Origin of the sequence: Pseudomonas syringae (genome assembly GCF_000737245.1) — a bacterium.
GTDB lineage: Bacteria > Pseudomonadota > Gammaproteobacteria > Pseudomonadales > Pseudomonadaceae > Aquipseudomonas > Aquipseudomonas syringae_J.
Genome location: NZ_JPQU01000022.1, coordinates 1 through 22543, shown reverse-complemented (window position 1 = coordinate 22543; position 22543 = coordinate 1). Strand labels below are relative to the sequence as shown.

Annotated in this window: 17 protein-coding genes; 12 read left to right on the top strand and 5 right to left on the bottom strand. The window is 59.0% G+C overall.

The window, feature by feature from the left end; all coding sequences use genetic code 11:
- Nucleotides 1–19: 19 nt before the first annotated feature.
- Complete coding sequence (locus IV01_RS19075) at nucleotides 20–901, top strand: LysR substrate-binding domain-containing protein (RefSeq protein ID WP_032626915.1); 882 nt, start codon at nucleotides 20–22, stop codon at nucleotides 899–901.
- 6 nt (nucleotides 902–907) lie between these two features.
- Here the strand turns inward: IV01_RS19075 and IV01_RS19080 are convergent, their stop codons facing one another.
- Nucleotides 908–1654, bottom strand: coding sequence for a sulfite exporter TauE/SafE family protein (locus IV01_RS19080; RefSeq protein ID WP_032627035.1), 747 nt, complete (start codon nucleotides 1652–1654; stop codon nucleotides 908–910).
- A 201-nt stretch (nucleotides 1655–1855) separates the two neighbouring features.
- On the opposite strand from IV01_RS19080, the gene IV01_RS19085 reads away from it, so the two are divergent.
- Both IV01_RS19085 and IV01_RS19090 read left to right on the top strand, forming a co-directional pair.
- Nucleotides 1856–2323 (top strand): MarR family winged helix-turn-helix transcriptional regulator, encoded by a 468-nt coding sequence (locus IV01_RS19085; protein ID WP_032626914.1) that lies wholly within the window; start codon nucleotides 1856–1858, stop codon nucleotides 2321–2323.
- A gap of 324 nt (nucleotides 2324–2647) precedes the next feature.
- Entirely contained in the window at nucleotides 2648–3067 is a 420-nt protein-coding gene (locus tag IV01_RS19090; protein WP_020290626.1) for an organic hydroperoxide resistance protein, read from the top strand.
- A 201-nt stretch (nucleotides 3068–3268) separates the two neighbouring features.
- On the opposite strand, the gene IV01_RS19095 is transcribed toward IV01_RS19090, so the two are convergent.
- On the bottom strand, nucleotides 3269–3838 hold the full coding sequence (locus IV01_RS19095) for an elongation factor P (protein WP_032626910.1): 570 nt from the start codon (nucleotides 3836–3838) through the stop codon (nucleotides 3269–3271).
- 84 nt (nucleotides 3839–3922) lie between these two features.
- Complete coding sequence (gene earP / locus IV01_RS19100; protein WP_032626909.1) at nucleotides 3923–5080, bottom strand: elongation factor P maturation arginine rhamnosyltransferase EarP; 1158 nt, start codon at nucleotides 5078–5080, stop codon at nucleotides 3923–3925.
- A gap of 119 nt (nucleotides 5081–5199) precedes the next feature.
- On the opposite strand from earP, the gene IV01_RS19105 reads away from it, so the two are divergent.
- From IV01_RS19105 to dkgB, 5 genes are all read left to right on the top strand, one after another.
- Nucleotides 5200–5598 carry a hypothetical protein gene (locus IV01_RS19105; RefSeq protein ID WP_032626908.1) on the top strand — a complete coding sequence of 133 codons (399 nt, stop codon included), beginning with the start codon at nucleotides 5200–5202 and terminating at the stop codon, nucleotides 5596–5598.
- Nucleotides 5599–5601: 3 nt separating this feature from the next.
- A complete protein-coding gene (locus IV01_RS19110) occupies nucleotides 5602–6084 on the top strand; it encodes a GreA/GreB family elongation factor (protein ID WP_032626907.1) in 483 nt (160 codons plus the stop codon).
- A gap of 122 nt (nucleotides 6085–6206) precedes the next feature.
- A complete protein-coding gene (locus tag IV01_RS19115; RefSeq protein WP_032626906.1) occupies nucleotides 6207–6404 on the top strand; it encodes a hypothetical protein in 198 nt (65 codons plus the stop codon).
- Between the two features lie 193 nt (nucleotides 6405–6597).
- Nucleotides 6598–7104, top strand: coding sequence for a DUF1003 domain-containing protein (locus IV01_RS19120; RefSeq protein WP_032626905.1), 507 nt, complete (start codon nucleotides 6598–6600; stop codon nucleotides 7102–7104).
- A 289-nt stretch (nucleotides 7105–7393) separates the two neighbouring features.
- Nucleotides 7394–8197, top strand: a complete 804-nt coding sequence (dkgB, locus tag IV01_RS19125; protein WP_032626904.1) for a 2,5-didehydrogluconate reductase DkgB — start codon at nucleotides 7394–7396, stop codon at nucleotides 8195–8197.
- A 153-nt stretch (nucleotides 8198–8350) separates the two neighbouring features.
- Here the strand turns inward: dkgB and IV01_RS19130 are convergent, their stop codons facing one another.
- Both IV01_RS19130 and IV01_RS19135 read right to left on the bottom strand, forming a co-directional pair.
- Nucleotides 8351–9685: a lysine N(6)-hydroxylase/L-ornithine N(5)-oxygenase family protein gene (locus tag IV01_RS19130; protein WP_032626903.1), complete on the bottom strand. Its 1335-nt coding sequence runs from the start codon at nucleotides 9683–9685 to the stop codon at nucleotides 8351–8353.
- 115 nt (nucleotides 9686–9800) lie between these two features.
- Nucleotides 9801–11423, bottom strand: a complete 1623-nt coding sequence (locus IV01_RS19135) for a hypothetical protein (RefSeq protein WP_032626902.1) — start codon at nucleotides 11421–11423, stop codon at nucleotides 9801–9803.
- Nucleotides 11424–11839: 416 nt separating this feature from the next.
- Here IV01_RS19135 and pvdM point away from each other — a divergent pair, with 416 nt between their 5' ends.
- The 4 genes from pvdM to IV01_RS0124700 all read left to right on the top strand — a co-directional run.
- The gene (pvdM, locus tag IV01_RS19140; protein ID WP_032626901.1) at nucleotides 11840–13177 is read left to right on the top strand and encodes a pyoverdine-tailoring dipeptidase-like protein PvdM; all 1338 of its coding nucleotides are present in this window, start codon (nucleotides 11840–11842) and stop codon (nucleotides 13175–13177) included.
- A gap of 196 nt (nucleotides 13178–13373) precedes the next feature.
- Nucleotides 13374–14252, top strand: coding sequence for a formylglycine-generating enzyme family protein (locus tag IV01_RS19145; protein WP_032626900.1), 879 nt, complete (start codon nucleotides 13374–13376; stop codon nucleotides 14250–14252).
- A 245-nt stretch (nucleotides 14253–14497) separates the two neighbouring features.
- Nucleotides 14498–16156 (top strand): cyclic peptide export ABC transporter, encoded by a 1659-nt coding sequence (locus tag IV01_RS19150; protein WP_032626899.1) that lies wholly within the window; start codon nucleotides 14498–14500, stop codon nucleotides 16154–16156.
- A gap of 270 nt (nucleotides 16157–16426) precedes the next feature.
- A partial coding sequence (locus tag IV01_RS0124700) for a non-ribosomal peptide synthetase (protein ID WP_032626897.1) occupies nucleotides 16427–22543 on the top strand: 6117 nt, incomplete at its 3' end.

Here is a 22543-nt window from a genome sequence, read left to right as displayed (position 1 = left end):
AATCCAACGAATGTTTCTTATGTACTGCATCTGGGAGATTGATGTATTGGCCAACTATCCGAGCATCGACACAGAATTGCTGCGCACCTTTGTCGCGATTGCCGATCAGGGTGGATTCACCCGTGCAGGCGAAGTGGTAAACCGCACTCAATCGGCGGTCAGCATGCAGATGAAGCGTCTGGAAGAAGATATCTTGCAGCGGGCGTTGTTTCAGCGTGACGGCCGCACCGTCAGTCTCACTGCCGAAGGTCAGGTTCTGCTCGGCTACGCCCGACGCATCCTGAAACTGCACAGTGAAGTGTTCAACACCCTGCGCGAGCCGCACATGGTCGGTGTGGTCAAGATCGGCACGCCGGATGACTACGTGATGCGTTTTCTGCCAGGCATTCTGTCGCGCTTCGCTCAGGCTTATCCGCTGATTCAGGTGGAAGTGCATTGCGAGTCTTCGGTGTCCCTGCTGCAGCGCAAGGATCTGGACCTGAGCATCGTCACCCGCCAACCCGGCACTGAGATCGGCCAGACCCTGCGCCAGGAGCGTTTCGTCTGGGCCGAAGCCGTGGGGTTCTGCCCCCATGAAACCAGTCCGATCCCCCTGGCGATGTTCAACACTGATTGCTTCTGCCGGGAGTGGGCCTGCAACGCGCTGGACGCAGCGCAACGTGATTTCCGGGTCGCTTACACCAGCGCCAGCCTGTCGGCGATCATGGCGGTGGTCAGCGCGGGTCTGGCAGTCACCGCGCAACTCGAAAGCCTGATTACCCCGGATCTGCGCATTCTGGGTGAGGCTGAAGGGCTTCCACAGTTGCCGTCTGCCAGCATCGTTCTGCTGCGCAACCCGCAGAGTGTTTCCCCTATCACCGAATGCCTGGCCGAGCACATCGCTGAGGGTTTCAGGCTTTAAGCCTGTTCAGACTTTGAACAGCAGAATCACTGCGCAGATCATCAGGAAGCCGCAGAACAATGCGCGCAGCAGGCGTTCTGGCAGCGAATGCGCGAGCTTTACCCCCCAACTGATGCTGGCGAGACCGCCCAGCGCCAGAGGGATGCCCATGCTCCAGTTGACGTGGTCGTGCAGCGCATACATGACCAGGGTGATGCCCGTGGTCGGCGCCGCCAACGCCAATGCCAGACCTTGGGCAACGACTTGGGTGGCGCCAAAAACTCCGGTCAGAATCGGCGTTGCAATGACCCCGCCGCCGACCCCGAACACTCCGCCGGTGACCCCAGAACCGATGCCCAGCAGCCAAAGCTGGTTGGTATGCCGCAGCTCGGTACCGGGCTGGCTTTTGCGCCAGTACATCTGGGCAAGATTGAACAGCGTCAACAAGATCAGAAAGCCGACAAAGCTGATGCGCATGTATTGTGGATCGAGCCGTACTGCCCACAGCGATGTCAGCCAGGCAAAGCAGAAACTGGGAATAATCAGCATCAGGGCATTGCGCAGCGAGACTCGATTGCGTTGGTTGTAGCGCCACAGCGCCAGCAGCACATTGGGCAGTACCATCAATAACGCGGTGCCCTGTGCCAGCTGTTGATCCAGCCCGAACAGCACACCTAACGCCGGAATGGCCACCAGCCCACCGCCAATGCCGAACAATCCACCGAGGGTGCCCATGGCAGCTCCCAGCAATACAAACATCACGATTTCAATCACGCCAGCGCCCTTATTCAACCCGTGCGCGCATGCTACGCAGTCTGACTGTGCAGGCAAATATCAGATTGCCGCTATCCAGCAGCTTTTACTTTTTTTGGCAGCCTTCGAACCGGTTGCCTGGCAAGTGATCGCAGAATTTATCTGGCGCATTAAAGGTCACACCACTAAATTGTGGCGATGACAAGTTTACGAGGTACTCCCATGACCGCAGCTGCCGGCTCCACCCACGACAGCAACTGCGATGCCCTGCTGCTGGACAATCAGCTCTGTTTCGCTCTTTATTCCACCTCGCTATTGATGACCAAGGTCTACAAGCCGCTGCTCCAGGCGCTGGGCCTGACCTATCCCCAGTACCTGGCGATGATGGTGCTATGGGAACAGGATGGCATCACCGTAGGCGAAATCAGCGCTCGCCTGCTGACCGACCCGGGCTCATTGACCCCGCTGCTCAAACGACTGGAAGGCGAAGGCTTCATCAGCCGCACCCGCAGCAAGGAAGATGAACGCGTGGTCCAGTTGTACCTCACCGAACAGGGCAAGGCCCTGCAACAAAAAGCCCTGACAGTACCGGGCTGCATCCTGTCTGCCAGTGGCCTTGAGCTGGAACAACTTAAAACCTTGCAAGGTGAACTGCTCAAGCTGCGGGGGAATTTGCAGGGTAGTGTTTGAGTCAGTGGGCTGCCTGATTCACCGAAGTTCGCAGCCTTCGACAGTTCCTACAGGTTTTGCATGGTTTCAGGCCGGTAGGAGCGCGCTTGCCCGCGATTCGATTTCAAAGCCGACATATTGGTCGCTGGTGCCGACGTAATCGCGGGCAAGCGCGCTCCTACAGATTCAGAGCTGCGACATTCTCAAAATATTATCTTGCGCGCAAACTAATTGCGCGCTACATTCCATCCCACTCAGTTAGCGCACAAGTATTTAGCGCAAACAGACAAGCTTTAAACCCATCCGATCACTACGATCTTGCACAACCAACATTGAGGAAAGGCCATGGACACTCTCTACACAGCAATCGCAACTGCAACCGGCGGCCGTGATGGTCGTGCTGTTTCCAGCGACAACATCCTTGACGTAAAACTGGCAACGCCAAAAGAACTCGGCGGTGCGGGTGGTGCAGCCACCAACCCTGAGCAACTGTTCGCTGCCGGCTACTCGGCCTGCTTCATCGGCGCATTGAAGTTCGTTGCCGGCCAGAGCAAACGCAGCATCCCGGCCGACGCGTCGATCACCGCCCATGTAGGTATCGGCCAGATTCCCGGCGGTTTCGGTCTGGACATCGACTTGAACATCAACCTGCCAGGTCTGGAACAGGCTGACGCAGAGCAACTGGTCGAAGCCGCCCACCAAGTGTGCCCGTACTCCAACGCCACCCGCGGCAACGTTGATGTGCGTTTGCATGTAACCGTGTAATCACGACGGCGTATCTGACCGTAGGAGCGCGCTTGCCCGCGATAGCGGTGGTTCAGTCACAAAGTTGCCGCCTGATCCAACGTTATCGCGGGCAAGCGCGCTCCTACGGGGCCGATATGTCATCAACACTGCGGAAAAACAAACGCCCACAAAAAAGCCGACTCGAAGTCGGCTTTTTTGTGGACGCGGTAAAAGCAGTGCTTATTTAGCACGGCCTTTGTAGGAACCGCCTTCACGGGTATCGATTTCGATGCGGTCACCGATTTCGATGAAATCAGCCACTTGCAGCTCGGTACCGTTGCTCAGCTTGGCAGGCTTCATCACCTTGCCGGATGTGTCGCCACGAGCCGAACCTTCGGTGTAGTCAACAACGCGCACGATGGTGGTCGGCAGCTCTACGGATACCAGACGCTCTTCAAAGAAAATCGCTTCGCAGACGTCGGTCATGCCTTCTTCAACGAATGGCAGAACGGCTTCGATGTCTTCAGCGTTCAGTTCGTACATGGTGTAGTCAGTGGTGTCCATGAACGTGTAAGTGTCGCCGCTGATGAAGGACAGGGTCGCTTCTTTGCGGTCGAGGATTACGTCGTCCAGCTTGTCGTCAGCGCTGTAAACGATCTCGGTCTTGTAACCGGTCAGCAGGTTTTTCAGCTTGGTCTTCATGATTGCGCTGTTACGACCAGACTTGGTGAATTCAGCCTTCTGAACCAACCAAGGGTCGTTTTCCAGACGAATTACGGTACCGGGTTTGAGTTCTTTACCAGTTTTCATTGCGTATATCCGAATTTGGATGGAATTGCCGAGGCTCTGTACGAGAAACACCTTTGACGGGCCTTTTTCGTACAGAGCCTAATATCAAGGCCGCGTATCATACGAAACTCCACAAAACAGTACCAGCGCCGCGGCAAGATCTACGTGCGAAGCCAGCCTGGCGCACCAGCTTTGGGCGTGGCGTTCGATTTCGGCAGCATTGGCCGCCAGCGCCTGCCAGCTTTGAGTACCGTCGCTGCCTGCGTTCCAGGTTCTCCAGAAACCCGTCAGAGCCTGCGCAGCGGCAGGCGAGAGCCCCGCAAGGTAGAGTTCAAGAAACGCATCGAGCTTGGCCCAGTGCGCATCATCGTCCTGCTCATAGATATGCCAAAGCAGCGGTCGCCCTGCCCATTGGGCGCGTACAAACGAGTCTTCGCCCCGCACCACGTTGAAATCGCAGCTCCATAACAGCCGGTCATAATCCTCCTGTCTGACGAACGGCAATACCTGAACCGTCAACGCGCCGCGCTTTTCCACCGATCCCGCCTGCAATGCCCCAGCGCCGAGCCAGCGCTGAATATCTCCCAGAATGCGTCCTTCCGGAACCAGCAAGTGGGTAGGCCGATCATCATGGGCAAGGGCATCGAGCCATGAGCCAATTCCGGTATTCTCGTAGGCGAACACTGAGATCAGCCGCGCGCCTTCGTCGGGTGAAACCCCTAAGCCCTGCAGGAAAATTCGTTGCGCCGCTTGATCCTGCTGAAACGCCTGACGGTTCTCTAAGAGGTTTGTTTCGCGCAGCAATCCACCGGTTGAAGGCAGAAAACCCGGAAAGAAGAAGTATTTACGCAGACCATTGGATTGCACCGACGGCAACCCGTGACAGCCGCTGACCCACTCCTCGGCGCTGAGGTATTCCAGATTGATCCACATCGGCCTCGGCGAGCATTGGGCGATGGCCTCCACGTAAGCTGGCGGCAGACGACAGGCGAAGGCTTCGATGATCACATCGGCGACCTCGGTGGGCTGCCAGTGCTTAGGCCAGTCTCGGGGCCACTGATGGACGCTGACCCCTTCCTGCCATTGCTGTTGGACGCTGGCATCGGCGGTTGGACACAGACGCACGAAGGCGGCCAGGTCATCGACCCACAGGCGCACCGCCAGGTCGTGCTCGGCCACCAGTTGCCGGGCCAGACGCCAGGTCACGCCAATGTCGCCGTAGTTATCCACGACGCTGCAAAAGATGTCCCAAGAGGCTTTCATTCCCGGCTCCCTGAGGCCCAATGATAAAAAACGTCGATTGTCGTTCAGACAACCGGCATGCACCAGCCTTCGCTCATGTCACAATCGCCAGCATCTGCAGTCAACGTCGAGTAACTGTCATGCCTGATTCAAGCCGTCGCGCGCTGAACGTCTCTGTCCATCCACTGAAACTCGTCGCCTGCATCGCCATTGGCATCTGGCTTGGCTTCATTGCAGTCGCGTTGACCGGCCTCTTGATCTACAAAGCCCTGCCTGAATCCGACACCCAGGTTATCAGCAATGCCGCCGCGCAAGTGAGCGCACCACCTGCTGCAAAGGCTACGCCTGAGGCTGAGAAGACCATGTTCGAGAAATACGAACAGAGTCTGCGCGAAAGCGAAGCCCGCCAGGCCTGGGAACAGGCTCAGGAACAACAGCAGAAGAGTTTCAACGCACCGAAGTGCAACTTCTGGATTCAGCAAGACCGAACCGCGCCGAGCGAAAAAAGCCGCGCCAATGTCAGCCAGTTCTGCGGATAGACCATGAACAAGCAAGAAGTCCTACAGCTGATTGTCGAAAAGCTGACGATCGACCTGGACATCGCCCAGCGAGCCGCGCAAACGGCTTACGAGACGGCAACCCACGAAGAAAACATCGCCGAGAACAAATACGACACTCTGGGCCTGGAGGCGTCCTATCTGGCGGCGGGCCAGGCAAAGCGCGTGGAGGAAATCCGCCAGTCACTGGTGCTCTACCAAAAAATGAGTCTGACGCCTTTCAACGAAGACAAAGGCATTCAGCCGGGGGATCTGATCACCCTGGAAAATCATCAGGGGGTCGAGCAGCATCTGTTCCTCGGACCCGATGCCGCCGGTCTGAAGATTCAGTACGCAGAACTCATCGTCACGGTGATCACCTCCCGCGCGCCCTTGGGCCAGACCCTACTGGGCAAACTGGCAGGGGATGAGCTTGAGATCAGTGTCAACGGCAGTCGCCAATCCTTTGAGGTCACGCAGATACTGTGACCGGCTAGTCATTTGCAGGCTTGATCGCTCCAACTTTTTCTGGGTAAGGTGGCTTCGTCGCCACACAAAGTGACCGGGACTACATAACCGGAAGCAAGGACTCACTAAGTAGGAGATATTTCATGACTAACGTCATAGCTTTCCCTGACGCCCATGAACGTGATCGCCTCAAGTCAAGTGACCACCCTGGGCTGAGATACCTGAACAAGAAAGAGCGACTGCTGATCGACCAACTACGTTCGACCAGCCATGCCGGACGCCAGTACGTCTACGACTACGCGAGCATCATGCATCTATCCAAGCCTTTGCATCCGGATTGAGTCTGGATCGCCAGATTGGATATCGGCCCTTGTGGGAGCGAATTCATTCGCGAAAAGGCCGGTACAGTCGCTAGATACTTATCGCCTGTTAAACCGCTTTCGCGAATGAATTCGCTCCCACAGGGTTCAGCTCCAGTTCATGACTCTACAAGCGCCTATAGTGGCCGCATGTATTGGCCATCAGGAAACCGTCATGAACACCGCTGGATCTGAACCAGGCGAAAAGAAAAACGTCGACCACCTGCGCTTCCACAAGCACCACGCGCATCTGGCCAATACCTTTGGCAACGACAGTTTTGCCCTGAAGGCAGAGGCTTTTGCGCGGTTCTTTGGCACGCCAGCCTTCCTGGGTGCGCAGACCGTCATCGTCCTGCTGTGGATCGTGTGTAACGCCACCGGTCTGACTCAATTCGATCTCTACCCCTTCATCCTGCTCAATCTGGCGTTCAGCCTGCAATCGGCCTATGCCGCGCCACTGATCCTGCTGGCCCAGACGCGACAATCGGCCAGAGACAAGGCCAACGCCGATGCCGACGCCCAACACCGGGAAGATCTGGCAGCGCAGATGCTGACCTTGCTGGAGCAGAACACCCAACTGACCCAGTTGACCAAATCCCTGACCGAACGCATCGAGACCCTGACGTCGGATATGCACAAGCATTTCGTCAAGCGCGAACCGGTGGCTTCAAAGCCGGAGTAACAGGCAATCCCTGTAGGAGCGCGCTTGCCCGCGATAGCGTCAGGTAGGCAAGGAATTTTTCTCCGACACACCGCCTCCTCCGGATAGCGCGCTCCTACAGAAAAAAGCAGTTCAGTCCGGACAAATACACACCATCGGAACGATCTCCCCCCGCCGCTGCCCCAATAAACAAGCCTATTCGTGACGCGCAGGCAAATATCCCTTTCCCGTTCCACTGTTTTTCCCAAGGATCAGAGCCGGGATACTGCGTCCATATCTTGTTTATTCATTCCTCAAAGGAGCACCGCACATGACCGTTCCAGCATTCGGCCTCGGCACTTTTCGTCTCAAGGATCAGGTCGTCATTGATTCTGTGACCAACGGCCTTGAGGTCGGCTATCGAGTAATCGATACCGCGCAGATCTACGGCAACGAAGCAGAAGTGGGCAAAGCCATCGCCGACAGCAAAGTGCCCCGCGATGAACTGTTCATCACCACCAAAATCTGGACCGATAACTTCGCCGCCGACAAGCTGATCCCGAGCCTGAAGGAAAGCCTGGCCAAGTTGCAGACCGATCACGTGGACCTGACCCTGATCCACTGGCCATCCCCCAAGGGTGCGGTGCCGGTCAAGGAATTCATGACCGCGTTGCTGGAGGCCAAAAAGCAAGGGCTGACCAAGCAGATCGGCATTTCCAACTTCACCATTGCCTTGATGAAAGAAGCCATCGCAGCGGTAGGCGCGGAAAATATCGCCACCAATCAGATCGAGCTGCACCCGTACCTGCAAAACCGCAAGGTAGTGGAGTTCGCCCAACAGAACGGTATTCAGATCACCTCGTACATGACCCTGGCCTATGGCGAAGCGCTCAAGGATCCGGTCATCGAGCAGATTGCCAAGCGCCACAACGCTACCCCCGCACAGGTCACTCTGGCGTGGGCGATGCAACTGGGTTATGCGGTGATTCCGTCGTCCACCAAGCGCAGTAACCTGGAGAGCAACCTCAAGGCTTGCGACCTGAAGCTGAGCGATGAAGACATGTCACAGATTGCAGCCCTGGACCGCGGCCATCGCCTGACCAGCCCGGCGAGCCTTGCGCCGCAGTGGGATTGATCAAGCCCTGATTTGAAATGCTGCCTTTCTCTGTGGGACCGGCTTCAGCCGGGAATACGCCAGTACAGACGCTGCATATACGTCGACGAAACTGCCGCCTTCCCGGCTAAAGCCGGTCCCACAAGATTTTCAGCGCATCCTGATTTATCGGCCTTACCCCACCGCCAACAACCGCTCCAGCACCGCTTGATCCCGACTGCTCTGGGCAACGCTGGCGTACAGCGACTCAGCGATTTCATCAGCACGGATTGGCAGCACCGATAACAAGGTGTCGCTAAGACCGTGGCTGGATTCGCAAAAGCCCTGCATGTAAATCGATGCCTGACAGCGGGCGTCGGTCTTGATCCGGTAATCCCGGGCGACTTCGAAATCCCCCAGATACTCCTGCAGCGGCTCAAGCAAATGACGGTGCAATTGCCGTTCGTAGCCTGTGGCCAATACCACCGCGTCGTAGGTTTGCACGCTACTCGCGCCATTGGCGATATTGCCCAGTGCGAGCTCGATGCCGTTGGCGGTCGCCGTGGCGTTCTGCACCGAGGTCAGATTGCGAAAAGTGTGGCGCGCGATGCCGGAGACTTTCTGACGATAGAACACCCCGTAGATGCGCTCGATCAGGTCGATGTCCACCACCGAATAATTGGTGCTGTGGTATTCACGGATCATCTGTTCACGTTGCGCGCTGTTCTGGCTGAACATCAGGTCGGTGAATTCCGGCGAGAATACCTCGTTGACGAACGGGCTGTCGTCGGCGGGCTTGAGCGCCGAGCCGCGCAGGATCACATCCACCTGCACCGACGGATAGCTGTCATTGAGGTCGATGAATGCCTCGGCCGCACTCTGCCCACCGCCAATGATCGCGATGCGCATGGGTTTGCCATTGACGCAAGCCTGACGTGCCATGCACTGCAAATACTGAGAGTGATGAAACACCCGGCCATCACCTTTGAGGCCGACGAAGGCTTCTGGAATCCGCGGCGTCCCGCCAGGGCTGACTACCACCGAGCGCGTGGTACGCACATGGTTCTGCCCTTGGGTATCCCGGGAAATAACCCGCAGCGCCTCGACCTTTTGTTTGTGCAGAATCGGCTCGATAGCCGTGACTTCCTCGCCGTAGCGGCTTTGATCCTCGAACTGCGCCGCCACCCAGCGCAAGTAGTCGTTGTACTCCATGCGGCAGGGGTAAAACGTGCCCAGGTTGATGAAGTCCACCAGCCGGCCATGCTGCTTCAGGTAATTGACGAACGAGAATGGGCTGGTCGGGTTGCGCAGGGTGACCAGATCCTTGAGGAATGAAATCTGCAGCTCGCTTTGAGTGACCAGCGTGTTGCCATGCCAGCGGTAATCAGCCTGTTTGTCGAGGAACAACACATCCAGCGCGCCCTGTTGCTCGCCGCGTTCCTGCAAGGCAATCGCCAACGCCAGATTGGAAGGGCCGAAGCCGATACCGATCAGATCGTGAACCACGGCAGATACAAGAGCCTGTGTCATTCCAGTGTCCTCAGGAAGGTGTTGCTTACTCGTCAATCGGGATGGTCAGCAAGCTGGCCTGTTGCAGTAGGGAACGAGAGCAGAGAAACAAAATTTAACGATTGCCCCGCCCGGCTCAGAACCAGCGTTTGAGGGAAAGATGGCGGGCGTACCACGGGCGACGCGGGACTTTGCGGAACAGGCCGGTGATTTTGTTCTCGTCACCAAAGGTGATCTTCAGCGCGAGCTTCATGACCTCCGGATCCAGCTCCATGCTCTTGCCGACAGCCAGGCCGGGCGTCGTGCTGCAGCCGTGAGTATCCGGACCGAGCCAGGGATCATCGATTTCCACCCAGCGGCCTTTGGCAAACCACAACACGCCATTGATGTTCTGGCGCGTCACCTGTCCGGGATGAAACCGCTCGTGGGCACGAAACCAGTCTTCAATACGGTCATCGATCCAGCCATGAAAGCCCCAGAAAACAGGGTTCACATGGCTGGAGAACGGGTCGCCGAGAAAATCGTTTTCCGCCTCGAACCAGCGGGCGGCGAAGTCGGCCGGGTCCCGGGCCATGGGCACTGGCTGGCCGTTGGCTGGATCCCGAGGTACCGAAGCCCAGCGCATGTGCAGCCAGTCGTGCAGACCCAGCTCCACTTCGGAGCCGAACTGGCCGAGGGTGAGTTTCGACAGGTAGCGCGGGTCGCGGTATTGCGATTCCCAGACCTCGAAATTGCTGTGGTAGGTCTCAGCGCTTTTCACGTCGCTGACCCACTGCGTGTAGGCGTCGTCGCCCTCGGCACTCCAGGTCGGCGGCAGCGAGCAGCCGTCCGGGTTGTCGAAGTACCGAGCAAAACCTTGTCGATCACGCTGCAGCTCAGGCTGCGGCAGGGGAAACCTTTGCCAGGATGGCAGCGGCTGTAGCGCCCGTGCCGAGCCGAGCATGTGCCGATGCATGAAGAAAAAATCCACGCCGGACGCATTGCGATCCTTGCGCGGACCTCGGGCGTCGCGCTCTTTGTCCCGTGGGCCCGGCTGCCAACCCAACCCACGCAAAGCTTCGCGCTTGTTCTCGGGCAGCTTGTGCCACTTATCCCTTGAGGCATGCCAGAGCTGGTGGAACAGCCGATGTTCAGGGCTGATCAGACTGGCCAGCAACGCCGGACCAAGGCCGATACGCTGCCGAGCCTCGGGAAAGGTGCGCTTGAGGGCGACAAAACGGCTGTCCAGCATGGGCAGTGCCACGGCGCGATCGAGTCGGAAAATACGCCCGCTGAGGGTGGCCGGACCGGCATTGCCAAACGCTGCCCAGACTTCATCCAGCACCACACTGAATTCGTAGTCAGGATTGCCGGTGGTGGAATCCGAGCGGGTCAGGCGCCAGCTCAGTTCAGCCCCTTTGGCTTGAGCCAGATCACCAAGCAGCTGATAACGCGGCTCGGCATCGGCGCGCAGGTTTTTCTCGCTGTCGAGATAACCGCGAATGCCTCGGCCACGAGGGGCTATATCAAGCAGTAGTTGCAGGCCATCCAGAGGCAGGCCGTCGAGTTCTGCATCGACCCCTTCCAGACGCAAGTCCCATACACCGCGCAAGCTATCCGCCAACTGCCGGCCTGCGGCATCCGGCACGTCAAAGGACGCTTCACCCGGCGTGATCGGTTCATCGGGCCGGGTCAATTCACGGTGAGCGTAAAAAGCAGCCGGAACAGCGGCGCCTGTCAACGCCAGCCCCGCCATGAACCCTCGTCGAGAAATCTTCATCGCCCTACCTGTAAAAGCCCTGAAGCGGGCGTCATCCAAGCTAGAACGTTGGGTTGGGCGGGAAATTTACTGTCGAAGACTCAGCAGGATCCCAGGGACGGCAATATCGCGCGTCAACCACATTCCTGTAGGAGCGAGCTTGCTCGCGATGGCTTAGTTTCAGCGGAAATATCCAGCGAGTCATAAACCGAATCGCGGGCAAGCGCGCTCCCACGGTTGAAATGCGATCTATCTGTAGGAGCGCGCTTGCCCGCGATGACGTCAGAGCATCCACAGCAGAACTTACAGGCGAATAGATGAGTATTGGCAATGCATTAGCGCTGACAATCCGGGCTGTCCGCTAAATTTCCACGCCGATGACTCGTTCTTCCCAGATAGCAAATGCCGGCAATCGATGGCGAATTCCTGGGAATGCAATGAATAAGAAAGCGTTATACATCGGCCTGCCTCTGCTCCTGGCGCTTAGCGTCGGTGCGGGTTATCTGGCGTGGCAGCAGTGGTTCGACGGTTATCCCGACTATTCGCTCAAGGTGATGAAGCAGGCCGGGGAAATCCAGGAGCGCATCGTTTCATTCGACAGCCACGTCACGCTGCCGCTGGATTTCGGCACTGAAGGCAAGGAAGCCGACAAAGACGGCAAAGGCCAGTTCGACTTGGTCAAGGCCGGACGCGGGCGCTTGTCGGCAGCCGCCTTGACGGTATTTGGCTGGCCGGAAATCTGGAACGGGCCCAACGCCCCACACCGGCCGACCGCAGGCTTCGTCGAAGAAGCCCGCAATCAGCAAGAGGTGCGCTACAAAGCGATCTCCGCCATGGCCCGTGATTTCCCCAATCAGGTCGGCATCGCCTACACCCCCGCAGACATGCGCCGCTTGCAGGGCGAAGGCAAGTTCGCGATTTTCATCAGCATGCTCAACGCCTACCCGCTGGGTAATGACTTGAACCTGCTGGACAAGTGGGCGGCGCGAGGCATGCGCATGTTCGGTTTCAGTTACATCGGTAATAACGACTGGGCCGACTCCTCGCGGCCACTGCCTTTTTTCAATGACACCGCCGATGCCTTTGACGGCCTTTCCGATATCGGCCAACGCGCTGTCCAACGCCTCAATGATCTCGGGGTAATCATCGATGTGTCGCACATGTCGACAAAAGCACTGGAACAGATCAGCCATCTGAGCCGCACGCCCATGGTCGCCTCGCATTCAGTGCCCAGGGCTATGGTGGACATTCCGCGCAACCTCAGCGACAAGGAGTTGCTGCTGATCAAGAACAGCGGTGGCGTGGTGCAAATCGTCGGTTTCGGCGGTTATCTGAAACCGCTGAGTGCCAAGACCCAGGACAAGCTAAATGCCCTGCGCGCCGACTTCGATCTGCCTCCCCTGCCCAATCTGGCCATGGCCTTGATGCCCGGCGATCCAGTGATTGCCGCCTGGTCGGAGCAGAAGTTCGGCCAGTACGCCAGCCGCCTCTACGGCATCCTCGACCGGGAACCCAAGGCCACGCTCAAGGACCTGGGCGACGCCATTGATTACACGGTGCGCAAGATCGGTATTGATCACGTCGGCATCGCTTCGGACTTCAACGAAGGCGGCGGCCTCAAGGGCTGGGACAGCGTCGCCGACACTCGCAACGTCACCGCCGAGCTGCTGCAACGCGGCTACTCGGAAGCCGACATCGCCAAGCTGTGGGGCGGCAATTTCATGCGCGTCTGGCAGCAGGTTCAGGATTCCGCCAAACCGGTGGCCGTGCGTTGAGCTAACTGCCTCGTGCGGTCCCCTGTGGGAGCGAGTGGGCGGCATTCCGACTTGCCCGCGAAGAACGATAACTCGGTTTACCTGACTAGCCCGCGGCGTCTGGTTCGCGGGCAAGCCTCGCTCCAACAGACCGCGTAAGGCGACGTAAAACCTGCAGCTCCAATTTCCAACGCTTTCTTTCTGTTACGAGACGTCCATGAAAAAAACAGCTTTTCGCAAGATCATCGGTTTCGCTGGCGCGGCGTTGCTGGCTCTGCTGCTGCCGGTTGCCGCTCATGCCGATTCCGCTGAGCCCAAACCCGGCACGGTATTCAAAGACTGCAAGGATTGCCCGGAACTGGTGGTCTTGCCCGCCGGGACGTTCACCATGGGCACCCCCGACGATGAACTGGGTCGCCAGGACGACGAAGGGCCACTGCATGAAGTGACCTTCAAGAAACCCTTCGCCATCAGCCGCTTTCAGGTCCTGCAAGGCGAATGGAATGTCTGGCTGAAAGAAACCGGCTACGTGATGCCCGATGGCGACAAGCGCCCAGGCCGCGAGTGCATTGCCGGCAAGCCGCGCTACGCCATTACTGAGCGCCAGCCAGCGGTGTGCATGGACTACAAGGAGGCCCAGGCGTATGTGACCTGGCTGTCGAAGAAAACCGGCAAGGTTTATCACATGGTCAGTGAGTCGGAGCGTGAGTACGCGGCAAGGGCGGGCTCGTCCGGGCCGTTCCCGTTCCCCATGGACGAAGGCAAGGAATACAGCATTGCCGAGCATGCCAACACCTACGGCCCGCAGGATGGCTTCACCTACACATCACCGGCGGGCAGCTATCCGGCCAATGCGTTCGGCGTGTATGACATGCACGGCAACGTGTACGAATGGGTCGCTGATTGCCGCAATAACTCCTACGTCGGCGCCCCCACCGACGGCAGCGCCTGGCTGACCGGTAACTGCGACATCCAGCGCATCCGCGGCAACGACTGGACCGAAGCACCGATCTTCTCCCGCTCCGGCAACCGCAACACCATGTGGCCCACCAGCCGCGGCGACTGGCTGGGGTTCCGGGTGGCGCGGGAGCTTTGATGCCCGAATAGTCTGAAACGCGCGGGCTTTGCACATGAAATGCGATTTCCTGTGGGAGCGGTGCTTGCCCGCGATATGGCTGGACGCGGTTTGACTTAGGATTGAGTCCAGCCTTATCGCGGGCAAGCACCGCTCCCACAGGGATCGATTGAACCGTTAAATTCGCCGACATCCACGCTAAATCCCCTCCCCCATCACTCGTTCCTTGCACTGACAGCCCGTCTTTGTCTCGACCGAGGTAGCCCATGACCGCAGCACCGCGCAGCGCCCTTCGTGAACTCTTGAGCCTGCTCAAGCCCTACCGCCCCATCGTGATCACCTCGGTCCTCCTGGGGATTGTCGGGGGCTTGAGCGTGACGGCGCTGCTGGCGACGGTCAATCAGGGCCTGCACAGTGAAGGTGGCATGAGCCGTGGGGTAGTGATCGCCTTTGCGAGCCTTTGCCTGCTGGCGCTGTTGAGCACCATCGCCGCTGATATCGGCACCAACTACGTGGGGCAGAAAGTCATCGCCCGACTGCGCAAGGACTTGGGCGCCAAGGTGCTGTCAGCGCCCATCGAGCAGATCGAACGCTACCGCACCCATCGCCTGATTCCGGTACTGACCCGGGATGTCGACACCATCAGCGACCTGGCTTTCGCCTTCGCGCCGCTGGCAATTTCCATGACCATCATCATCGGCTGCCTTGGCTATCTGGCGACCCTGTCACTGCCGATATTCCTGATCACCCTGCTCGCCATCGGCATTGGCTGCGCCGTGCAGTTCTTCGCCCAGAGCAAAGGCATCAAGGGTTTTTTCGCAGCCCGTGAAGCCGAGGACGATCTGCAAAAGCATTACTCGGCGATTGCCGAAGGCGCCAAGGAACTGCGCATCCACCGCCAGCGCCGCTACGCCATGTTGAGCAAAAACATCCAGGGCACCGCCGACCATATCTGCGACACCCACGTGCGCTCGATCAATATCTTCGTGATCGCCAAAGCCCTGGGCTCGATGCTGTTTTTTGTGGTCATCGGCCTGACCCTGACCCTGCAAACCCTGTGGCCCAGCCCTGATCCGGCGGTCATGAGCGGCTTTGTGCTGGTGCTGCTGTACATGAAAGGCCCGCTGGAAACCCTGATCGGCAACTTGCCTATCGTCGGCCGGGCGCAGATTGCCTTCCGGCGCATCGCCGATCTGTCAGCGCGCTTCTCGTCGCCGGAACCCCACCTGCTGCTGGAGCCTTCTGATCAGCCAGTCCCGCAACTTGACCATCTGGAACTGCGTGATGTGCATTACGCCTTCCCGCCAGTGGAAGGCAGTGAGCCGTTCAAACTGGGGCCAGTCAATCTGAGCATCGAGCCGGGGGAGATTCTGTTTATCGTCGGCGAGAATGGCTGCGGCAAAACCACGCTGATCAAGCTGTTATTAGGGCTGTACACGCCGCAACAGGGTGAAGTACGCCTCAACGACAAGCCGGTGGATGCCCGGGGGCTGGATGACTATCGACAGATGTTCACCACGGTATTTGCCGACTATTACCTGTTTGATGACCTGATCCAGAACGATAAGGCACTGCCCAGCGATGCCACCCGCTATCTGGAACGCCTGGAAATCGCCCATAAAGTCAGCGTGAAAGACGGCGCGTTCACCACAACGGACTTGTCCACCGGGCAGCGTAAACGGCTGGCGCTGGTCAATGCCTGGCTCGACGAACGCCCGGTGCTGGTATTCGACGAGTGGGCTGCCGACCAGGACCCGACCTTCCGGCGGATTTTCTATACCGAACTGCTTCCGGATCTCAAGCGCCTGGGCAAGACCATCATCGTCATCTCCCACGACGACCGTTATTTCGATGTCGCCGATCAGTTGGTGCGCATGCACGCCGGGCAGGTGGTGAGCGAACGGGCGCTGGCACCGACGGGCTGAAGGACGCGAACACCTGTGTGACGACGTGGGACCGGCTTCAGCCGGGAAGAGGCCAGTACATCCACCCGGTATTTATCGTCTGAAATGCTGCCTTCCCGGCTAAAGCCGGTCCCACAAGAAATGTGTTTTGCAGGCAAACATAGAATCTCCCACAGAAGCCCACCATTACCCGATACACCGAGCCTCACCCCACACCCCGCTAAATCTCCCACGCCACCCTTCGTCTTTCTGACAAAGCCAATTCCTCTGCCGACGGCGACGAGAGCGATCATGAATCAAATCAATCAACAATCCGACCACGACCTGTTGGCGTTGCTTCTGGCTGATGAAGAAGGCACCGGCCACGGCATCAGTGCCGGTTCGGCCACAGGTCCCGGAGTGTTGTCTTTCGCCCAGCAGCGCTTGTGGTTGTTGCAGCAGTTCACCCCGGACAGCGCCGCCTACAACCTGCCTCGGGCGCTATCGATCAAGGGTCCGCTCGACGCTGCATGGCTGGAACGCGCCCTGCAAAAGGTCGTGGACCGCCATGACATCTTGCGCACGCGGTTTGCTGAAGTGGACGGCGTACCGCAGCAGATCGTCTATCACGGGGCACAGCTGACGCTCAACCACATCAGTTCGAGCAGCGCCGACGAGCTGGACACACTGCTAGCCGCCGAAGCCGCACACGCCTTTGATCTCAGCCAGGCGCCACTGATCCGCGCCACCTTGATCAAGGTCGACGAGCAAGACCACGTGCTGCTGCTCAACCTGCATCACATCGTATCGGACGCCTGGTCCAACCCGATCCTCACCAAGGACCTGACCCTGGCCTGCCAGCGCCTGGCGGTGGGCGACCCGACGCCACTGGAGCGGCCGAGTATTCAGTACCGCGACTACGCCCGCTGGCAGCGTGAAGAGTATGTCCTCAGCAAGGCCCATGATCAGGCCGCCGACTACTGGCAAGGCTATCTGGGCGATGAGTTGCCGACCCTGGCCCTGCCAACGGATTTTCCTGCCAGCGCAGTGCGCAGCAACAGACTCGGCACCCTGCAGCTCGCCTTGCCCACCAGCCTGAACAGCCCGTTGAGCACCCTGTGTCAGCGCTTGGGCGTGACACCTTTCGTGGTCCTGCTGGGCGCCTGGCAATTGCTGTTGAGCCGCTACAGCGGGCAGCGCGACTTTACCGTTGGCGTGCCCAATGCCACCCGCAACCAAAGCGCCACTCAGGAACTGGTCGGTTTTTTTGTCAGCAGCCAGATCTACCGCGCCCGCATCGACACAGATCAGCCGGGCAGCGCATTTCTGCAAGGCCTGCGCCAGGCTTCATTGGCGGCACTGGAACACGCGGACTACCCCATCGAACTGCTGCTGGATCGCCTGAATCTGCAACGCAGCAGCCAGGCCAATCCACTGTTTCAGACATTGTTCAACTGGCGCGTGGCAGCACCGGCTGAAACAGCACTTCATCTGGGCGAGCTGCAACTGACACCCCTGCCCATCGCCCTGGCCCAGGCCAAATTCGACCTGAGCCTGGACGTCAGTTATTCACGCACAGCCATTCACGCCGAGTTCGAGTATCGCGCCGAGCTGTTCGCCCCCGAGACCATCGCCCGTCTGGCCGGGCATTGGCAGAATCTGTTGCAGGCGCTGGTGGAGAATCCCTCCCAGCCAATCGGTGATCTGCCGATGCTCAGCCCCGGTGAATTGCAAACCCGGCAGCAATGGAACGCGACCCAGGTCGATTACCCCCTTGATCAGCCAGTCCATCGGCTCATCGAGCAACAAGTACAACGCTCGCCCCTGGCCTGCGCCCTCGCTTTCAACGACCGTCAGTTGAGCTACGAGCAGCTCAACAGCCAGGCCAATCAACTGGCCCACGCGCTCATCGAGCTGGGCGTGAAGCCGGAAACGCTGGTGGGCATCGCCGTCGAGCGCAGTGTGGAGATGGTTGTGGGTCTGCTGGCCATCCTCAAGGCCGGTGGCGCTTATGTGCCGCTGGACCCTGAATATCCGCAGGAACGACTGGCCTACATGATCGAGGACAGCGGGATTCAGTTGCTGCTGACCCAAACCAGCTTGCGCGATTTGTTCCCCGTCACAGCCACCCTGAACACCTTGTGCCTGGATGCACTGGACCTGTCGGCTTATTCAGTATCCGACCCCAGAATCGACATCGCGCCGGAAAACCTCGCCTACGTGATTTACACCTCAGGCTCAACCGGCCAGCCCAAAGGCGCTGGCAACCGCCATCGCGCGCTGAGCAACCGCCTGTGCTGGATGCAACAGGCCTACACCCTGGATAGCAGCGACACCGTGCTGCAAAAAACGCCGTTCAGCTTCGACGTTTCCGTATGGGAATTCTTCTGGCCGTTGCTCAGTGGGGCGAGGCTGGCCATGGCCGGACCGGGGGACCACCGTGATCCAGCCCGGCTCATCCAGTTGATTCAAACCCACCACGTCAGCACCCTGCATTTTGTGCCGTCGATGCTGCAAGCCTTCCTGCTGGACGCTGACGTGAGCAGTTGCACGGGCCTCAAACGCATCATCTGCAGCGGCGAAGCCTTGCCAGTCGACACCCAGCAACAGGTCTTCGAAAAACTGCCAAAGGCTGCGCTGTACAACCTGTACGGCCCCACCGAAGCAGCCATCGACGTAACCCACTGGACCTGTCGCGAGGAAGGCGCCGACAGCGTGCCCATCGGCGCGCCGATTGCCAATCTGGCAACTTACATACTCGATGCGCGTTTGCAGCCCGTGCCGCAGGGAGTGATTGGCGAGCTGTATCTCAGCGGCACGGGGCTGGCCCGTGGTTATCATCGCCGACCGGCATTGACCGCCGAGCGCTTCGTGACCAGCCCGTTCGGCAATGGCGAGCGCCTGTATCGCACCGGCGACCTGGCCAGTTTTCGCGCTGATGGGGTGATCGAGTATCGCGGTCGCATCGACCATCAAGTGAAGATTCGCGGCCTGCGCATTGAATTGGGGGAAATCGAAAACCAACTGCTGCAATTGCCCGATGTGCGTGAAGCGGTGGTCATAGCAGTCAACCAACAGCTAGTCGGTTATGTGGTTCCGGTGCAGCCGGCGGAAACCGTTCAGCACGCAGCCTTGCAGGACTCGATCAAGGCCCGGCTGGCGCAACATCTGCCGGACTACATGGTGCCCGGCCAATGGCTGTTTCTGGAGCGCATGCCTCTGAGCGCCAACGGCAAACTGGATCGCAATGCCCTGCCCGCTCCCGACAGTAGCCAACAACACAACGCCTGGGTCGCGCCGCAAAACCCGATCCAGCAGCAGTTGGTCAGCCTTTGGCAAGACGTACTCAAGCGCAAGTCCATCGGCATCACCGACAACTTCTTCGACCTGGGCGGCGACTCAATCATCTCCATTCAACTGGTCAGCCGCGCCCGGCAGGCGGGGATTGCCTTTACCCCCAAAGAACTGTTCGAACACCAGACCATCCAGCATCTGGCCAACGTCGCGCGGATCAATGATGACACCCCGCAGGTAGCACGCGGCCCGGCCCAAGGCTCGGTAACGCTATTGCCCATCCAACAGCTGTTCTTTGCCATGGACATCGAGCAGCGCCAGCACTGGAACCAGTCGGTACTGCTCAAGCCCGGCAAACCACTGGATGCCGGATTGCTGGAACAGGCACTGCACGCCCTGCTTGCGCACCATGACGGGCTGCGCTTGAACTTCACCGAGAGCGGGCAAGGCTGGACAGCCACTTATCAGGACATCGAGCAGAGCAGCTTCACACTATGGCAGGCGCAGCTCAACGACCCCGCAGAGCTGGAGCAGTTGGGCAACGAAGCCCAGCGCAGTCTGAATCTGCAAGAGGGTCCGCTGTTGCGCGCAGTGCTGGTCAGCCTCGCCGATGGCAGCCAACGCCTACTGCTGGTGATCCATCACCTGGTGGTTGATGGCGTTTCCTGGCGGGTGCTGTTCGACGACCTGCAACGTGTTTATGAACAACTGCAAAATGCTCAGCCAGTGTCTTTACCCGCCCGCAGCAGCTCGTTGCAAGACTGGAGCCAGCACTTGCAACAGCTTGCCCAGAGCGAACAATTGCGAGCCGAAACAGGTTATTGGCAGCAACAGCTGCAAGGCGAAACAGCGGATCTGCCTGGCGCGAAACCTGATGCCAGGCTGAGCAATGCCTTGGCGATCACAGTTCAGACGCGTCTGGATCAAAAGCTTACCCGGCGTCTGCTGCAAGAATCTCCGGCGGCTTATCGCACTCAAGTCAACGACCTGTTGCTGACGGCGCTGAGCCGCGTGCTGGTGCGTTGGAACCAACGCCAGAGCGTGGCTATTCAACTGGAAGGCCACGGCCGCGAGGATCTGTTCGATGACATCGACCTGACCCGCAGCGTCGGCTGGTTCACCACGCTGTACCCGGTCAGGCTGACACCCGAACTGGACATTGGTCAGTCGATCAAGACTGTGAAAGAACAACTGCGCGCTGTACCCAACAAAGGCATCGGTTTTGGTGTGCTGCGCTATCTGGGGCGTGATGCTGATCGCCAGTGCCTGAGCCAGCTACTGACTCCGCGGATTACCTTCAACTATCTGGGCCAGTTCGATAGCAGCTTCGAAACGGATGGCGAGTCGCTGTTCACCCCCGCCGCTGAAAACGCCGGTAACGAGCAAAGTCCGGACGCGCCGCTGAGCAACTGGCTGACGCTCAATGGTCGGGTCTACGGCGGTGAGTTGAAGGTCGGCTGGACTTTCAGTCGGGAGATGTTCGATGAGGCGCTGATTCAGCGTCTGGCAGATGAATACGCCGACGAACTGCGTTTGCTGATCGAGCATTGCGCGGATCATCAAGGCGTCACTCCAGCTGACTTCCCTTTGGCCCGCATCAGCCAGGCACAACTGGACGCTCTGCCTTTAGATCCTCGCCAGATCCAGGACATCTACCCTCTGGCGCCGATGCAGCAAGGCATGCTTTTCCACACCCTGCATGAACAGGCGGCGGGGCATTACCTGAACCAGATGCGCCTGGACGTCAGCGGCCTGGACCCGGAGCGCTTTCGTCAGGCCTGGCAGGCGGTGCTGGATCGCCATGACATTCTGCGCACCCACTTCATCTGGCAAGGCGACCTGCAACAGCCTCTGCAAGTGGTGCACGCCCATCTGAAGATGCCGTTTGCTTTGCTTGACTGGCAAGGTGTATCTGATCAGCTGGACGATCTGGCAGCCGCCGAGTTGCAGCGTGGTTTCGATCTGAATCATGCGCCGTTGCTGAATCTGATCGCGGTACGCACGGGATCCAGTAGTCATCACCTGATCCTGACCCATCACCACATTCTCATGGATGGCTGGAGCACCTCGCAGTTGCTGGGCGAGGTGTTGCAACGCTACAGCGGTCAGTTGATCGGCGCGCAGCAGGGTCGTTATCGCCACTACATCGACTGGCTGCAAAACCAGGATCAAGCCGAGAGCGAAGCGTTCTGGACCGAGCAATTCACAGCGCTGGATGAACCCACTCTGCTAGCCCGCAGCCTGTTGCCGGAACGCCAAGCTTTGCCAGGCCACGGCGATCACAGCGTGGCGCTGAGCCCGGCACAGACCCAGGCGCTCAATCACTTCGCCCGCCAGCAGAAAGTCACCCTCAACACCCTGCTGCAAGGGGCATGGTCGCTGATTCTGCAACGCTACACCGGGCAGCAGAGCGTCTGCTTCGGCGCGACGGTCGCAGGCCGCCCGACTGAAATTCGCGGCATCGAGCAAACGGTCGGCCTGTTCATCAACACCCTGCCGGTGGTCTGCAACCTGCCACCGGAGCTGCCCGTCAGCCAATGGCTGCAAAGCTTGCAGGCGCACAACCTCAACCTGCGCGAGCACGAACACAGCGCTTTGGCGGATGTGCAACGCTGGGCCGGGCATGCCGGGGAAGCGTTGTTCGACACCTTGCTGGTGTTCGAAAACTACCCGATTGCAGAGGCACTGGAGCAAGGCGCGCCCGAGGGTTTGCGATTCGACAACATCAGCAGCCGCGAACAGACCAACTACCCGCTGACCCTGGTCATCAATGCTGGCGACAGTCTGGCCCTGCGTTTCAACCATGACCGCCAGCAGTTCAGCGGGCCGGTGATTGAAGCCATTGCTGTGCAGACTTTGCAGCTGCTGATCGAACTGAGTGAGCAGCCGGAGCGCCCACTGGGCGAGCTGACTATCGGCGACCGGGTTGCAGCGCTGGCGGACTGGAATCCGACTCGTGACAGCTTCAGCATTGAGCACAGCCTCGCCCAACGGATCGAGGCGCAGGTAATGCGTTCGCCGGAGGCCATCGCCTTGACTTTCGAGGGTGAGCAACTGAGCTATGCCGAGCTTAATCAGCAGGCCAATCGCGTCGCTCATCAACTGATTGATCGCGGCGTTGGCCCTGAGGCGCGG

What these genes read in the sequence shown, in the direction of transcription:
- IV01_RS19075 (WP_032626915.1), top strand. Translation starts at nt 20, where the DNA reads ATGTACTGCATCTGGGAGATTGATGTATTGGCCAACTATCCGAGCATC.
- IV01_RS19085 (WP_032626914.1), top strand. Translation starts at nt 1,856, where the DNA reads ATGACCGCAGCTGCCGGCTCCACCCACGACAGCAACTGCGATGCCCTG.
- IV01_RS19090 (WP_020290626.1), top strand. Translation starts at nt 2,648, where the DNA reads ATGGACACTCTCTACACAGCAATCGCAACTGCAACCGGCGGCCGTGAT.
- IV01_RS19095 (WP_032626910.1), bottom strand. Translation starts at nt 3,838, where the DNA reads ATGAAAACTGGTAAAGAACTCAAACCCGGTACCGTAATTCGTCTGGAA.
- earP (WP_032626909.1), bottom strand. Translation starts at nt 5,080, where the DNA reads ATGAAAGCCTCTTGGGACATCTTTTGCAGCGTCGTGGATAACTACGGC.
- IV01_RS19105 (WP_032626908.1), top strand. Translation starts at nt 5,200, where the DNA reads ATGCCTGATTCAAGCCGTCGCGCGCTGAACGTCTCTGTCCATCCACTG.
- IV01_RS19110 (WP_032626907.1), top strand. Translation starts at nt 5,602, where the DNA reads ATGAACAAGCAAGAAGTCCTACAGCTGATTGTCGAAAAGCTGACGATC.
- IV01_RS19115 (WP_032626906.1), top strand. Translation starts at nt 6,207, where the DNA reads ATGACTAACGTCATAGCTTTCCCTGACGCCCATGAACGTGATCGCCTC.
- IV01_RS19120 (WP_032626905.1), top strand. Translation starts at nt 6,598, where the DNA reads ATGAACACCGCTGGATCTGAACCAGGCGAAAAGAAAAACGTCGACCAC.
- dkgB (WP_032626904.1), top strand. Translation starts at nt 7,394, where the DNA reads ATGACCGTTCCAGCATTCGGCCTCGGCACTTTTCGTCTCAAGGATCAG.
- IV01_RS19130 (WP_032626903.1), bottom strand. Translation starts at nt 9,685, where the DNA reads ATGACACAGGCTCTTGTATCTGCCGTGGTTCACGATCTGATCGGTATC.
- IV01_RS19135 (WP_032626902.1), bottom strand. Translation starts at nt 11,423, where the DNA reads ATGAAGATTTCTCGACGAGGGTTCATGGCGGGGCTGGCGTTGACAGGC.
- pvdM (WP_032626901.1), top strand. Translation starts at nt 11,840, where the DNA reads ATGAATAAGAAAGCGTTATACATCGGCCTGCCTCTGCTCCTGGCGCTT.
- IV01_RS19145 (WP_032626900.1), top strand. Translation starts at nt 13,374, where the DNA reads ATGAAAAAAACAGCTTTTCGCAAGATCATCGGTTTCGCTGGCGCGGCG.
- IV01_RS19150 (WP_032626899.1), top strand. Translation starts at nt 14,498, where the DNA reads ATGACCGCAGCACCGCGCAGCGCCCTTCGTGAACTCTTGAGCCTGCTC.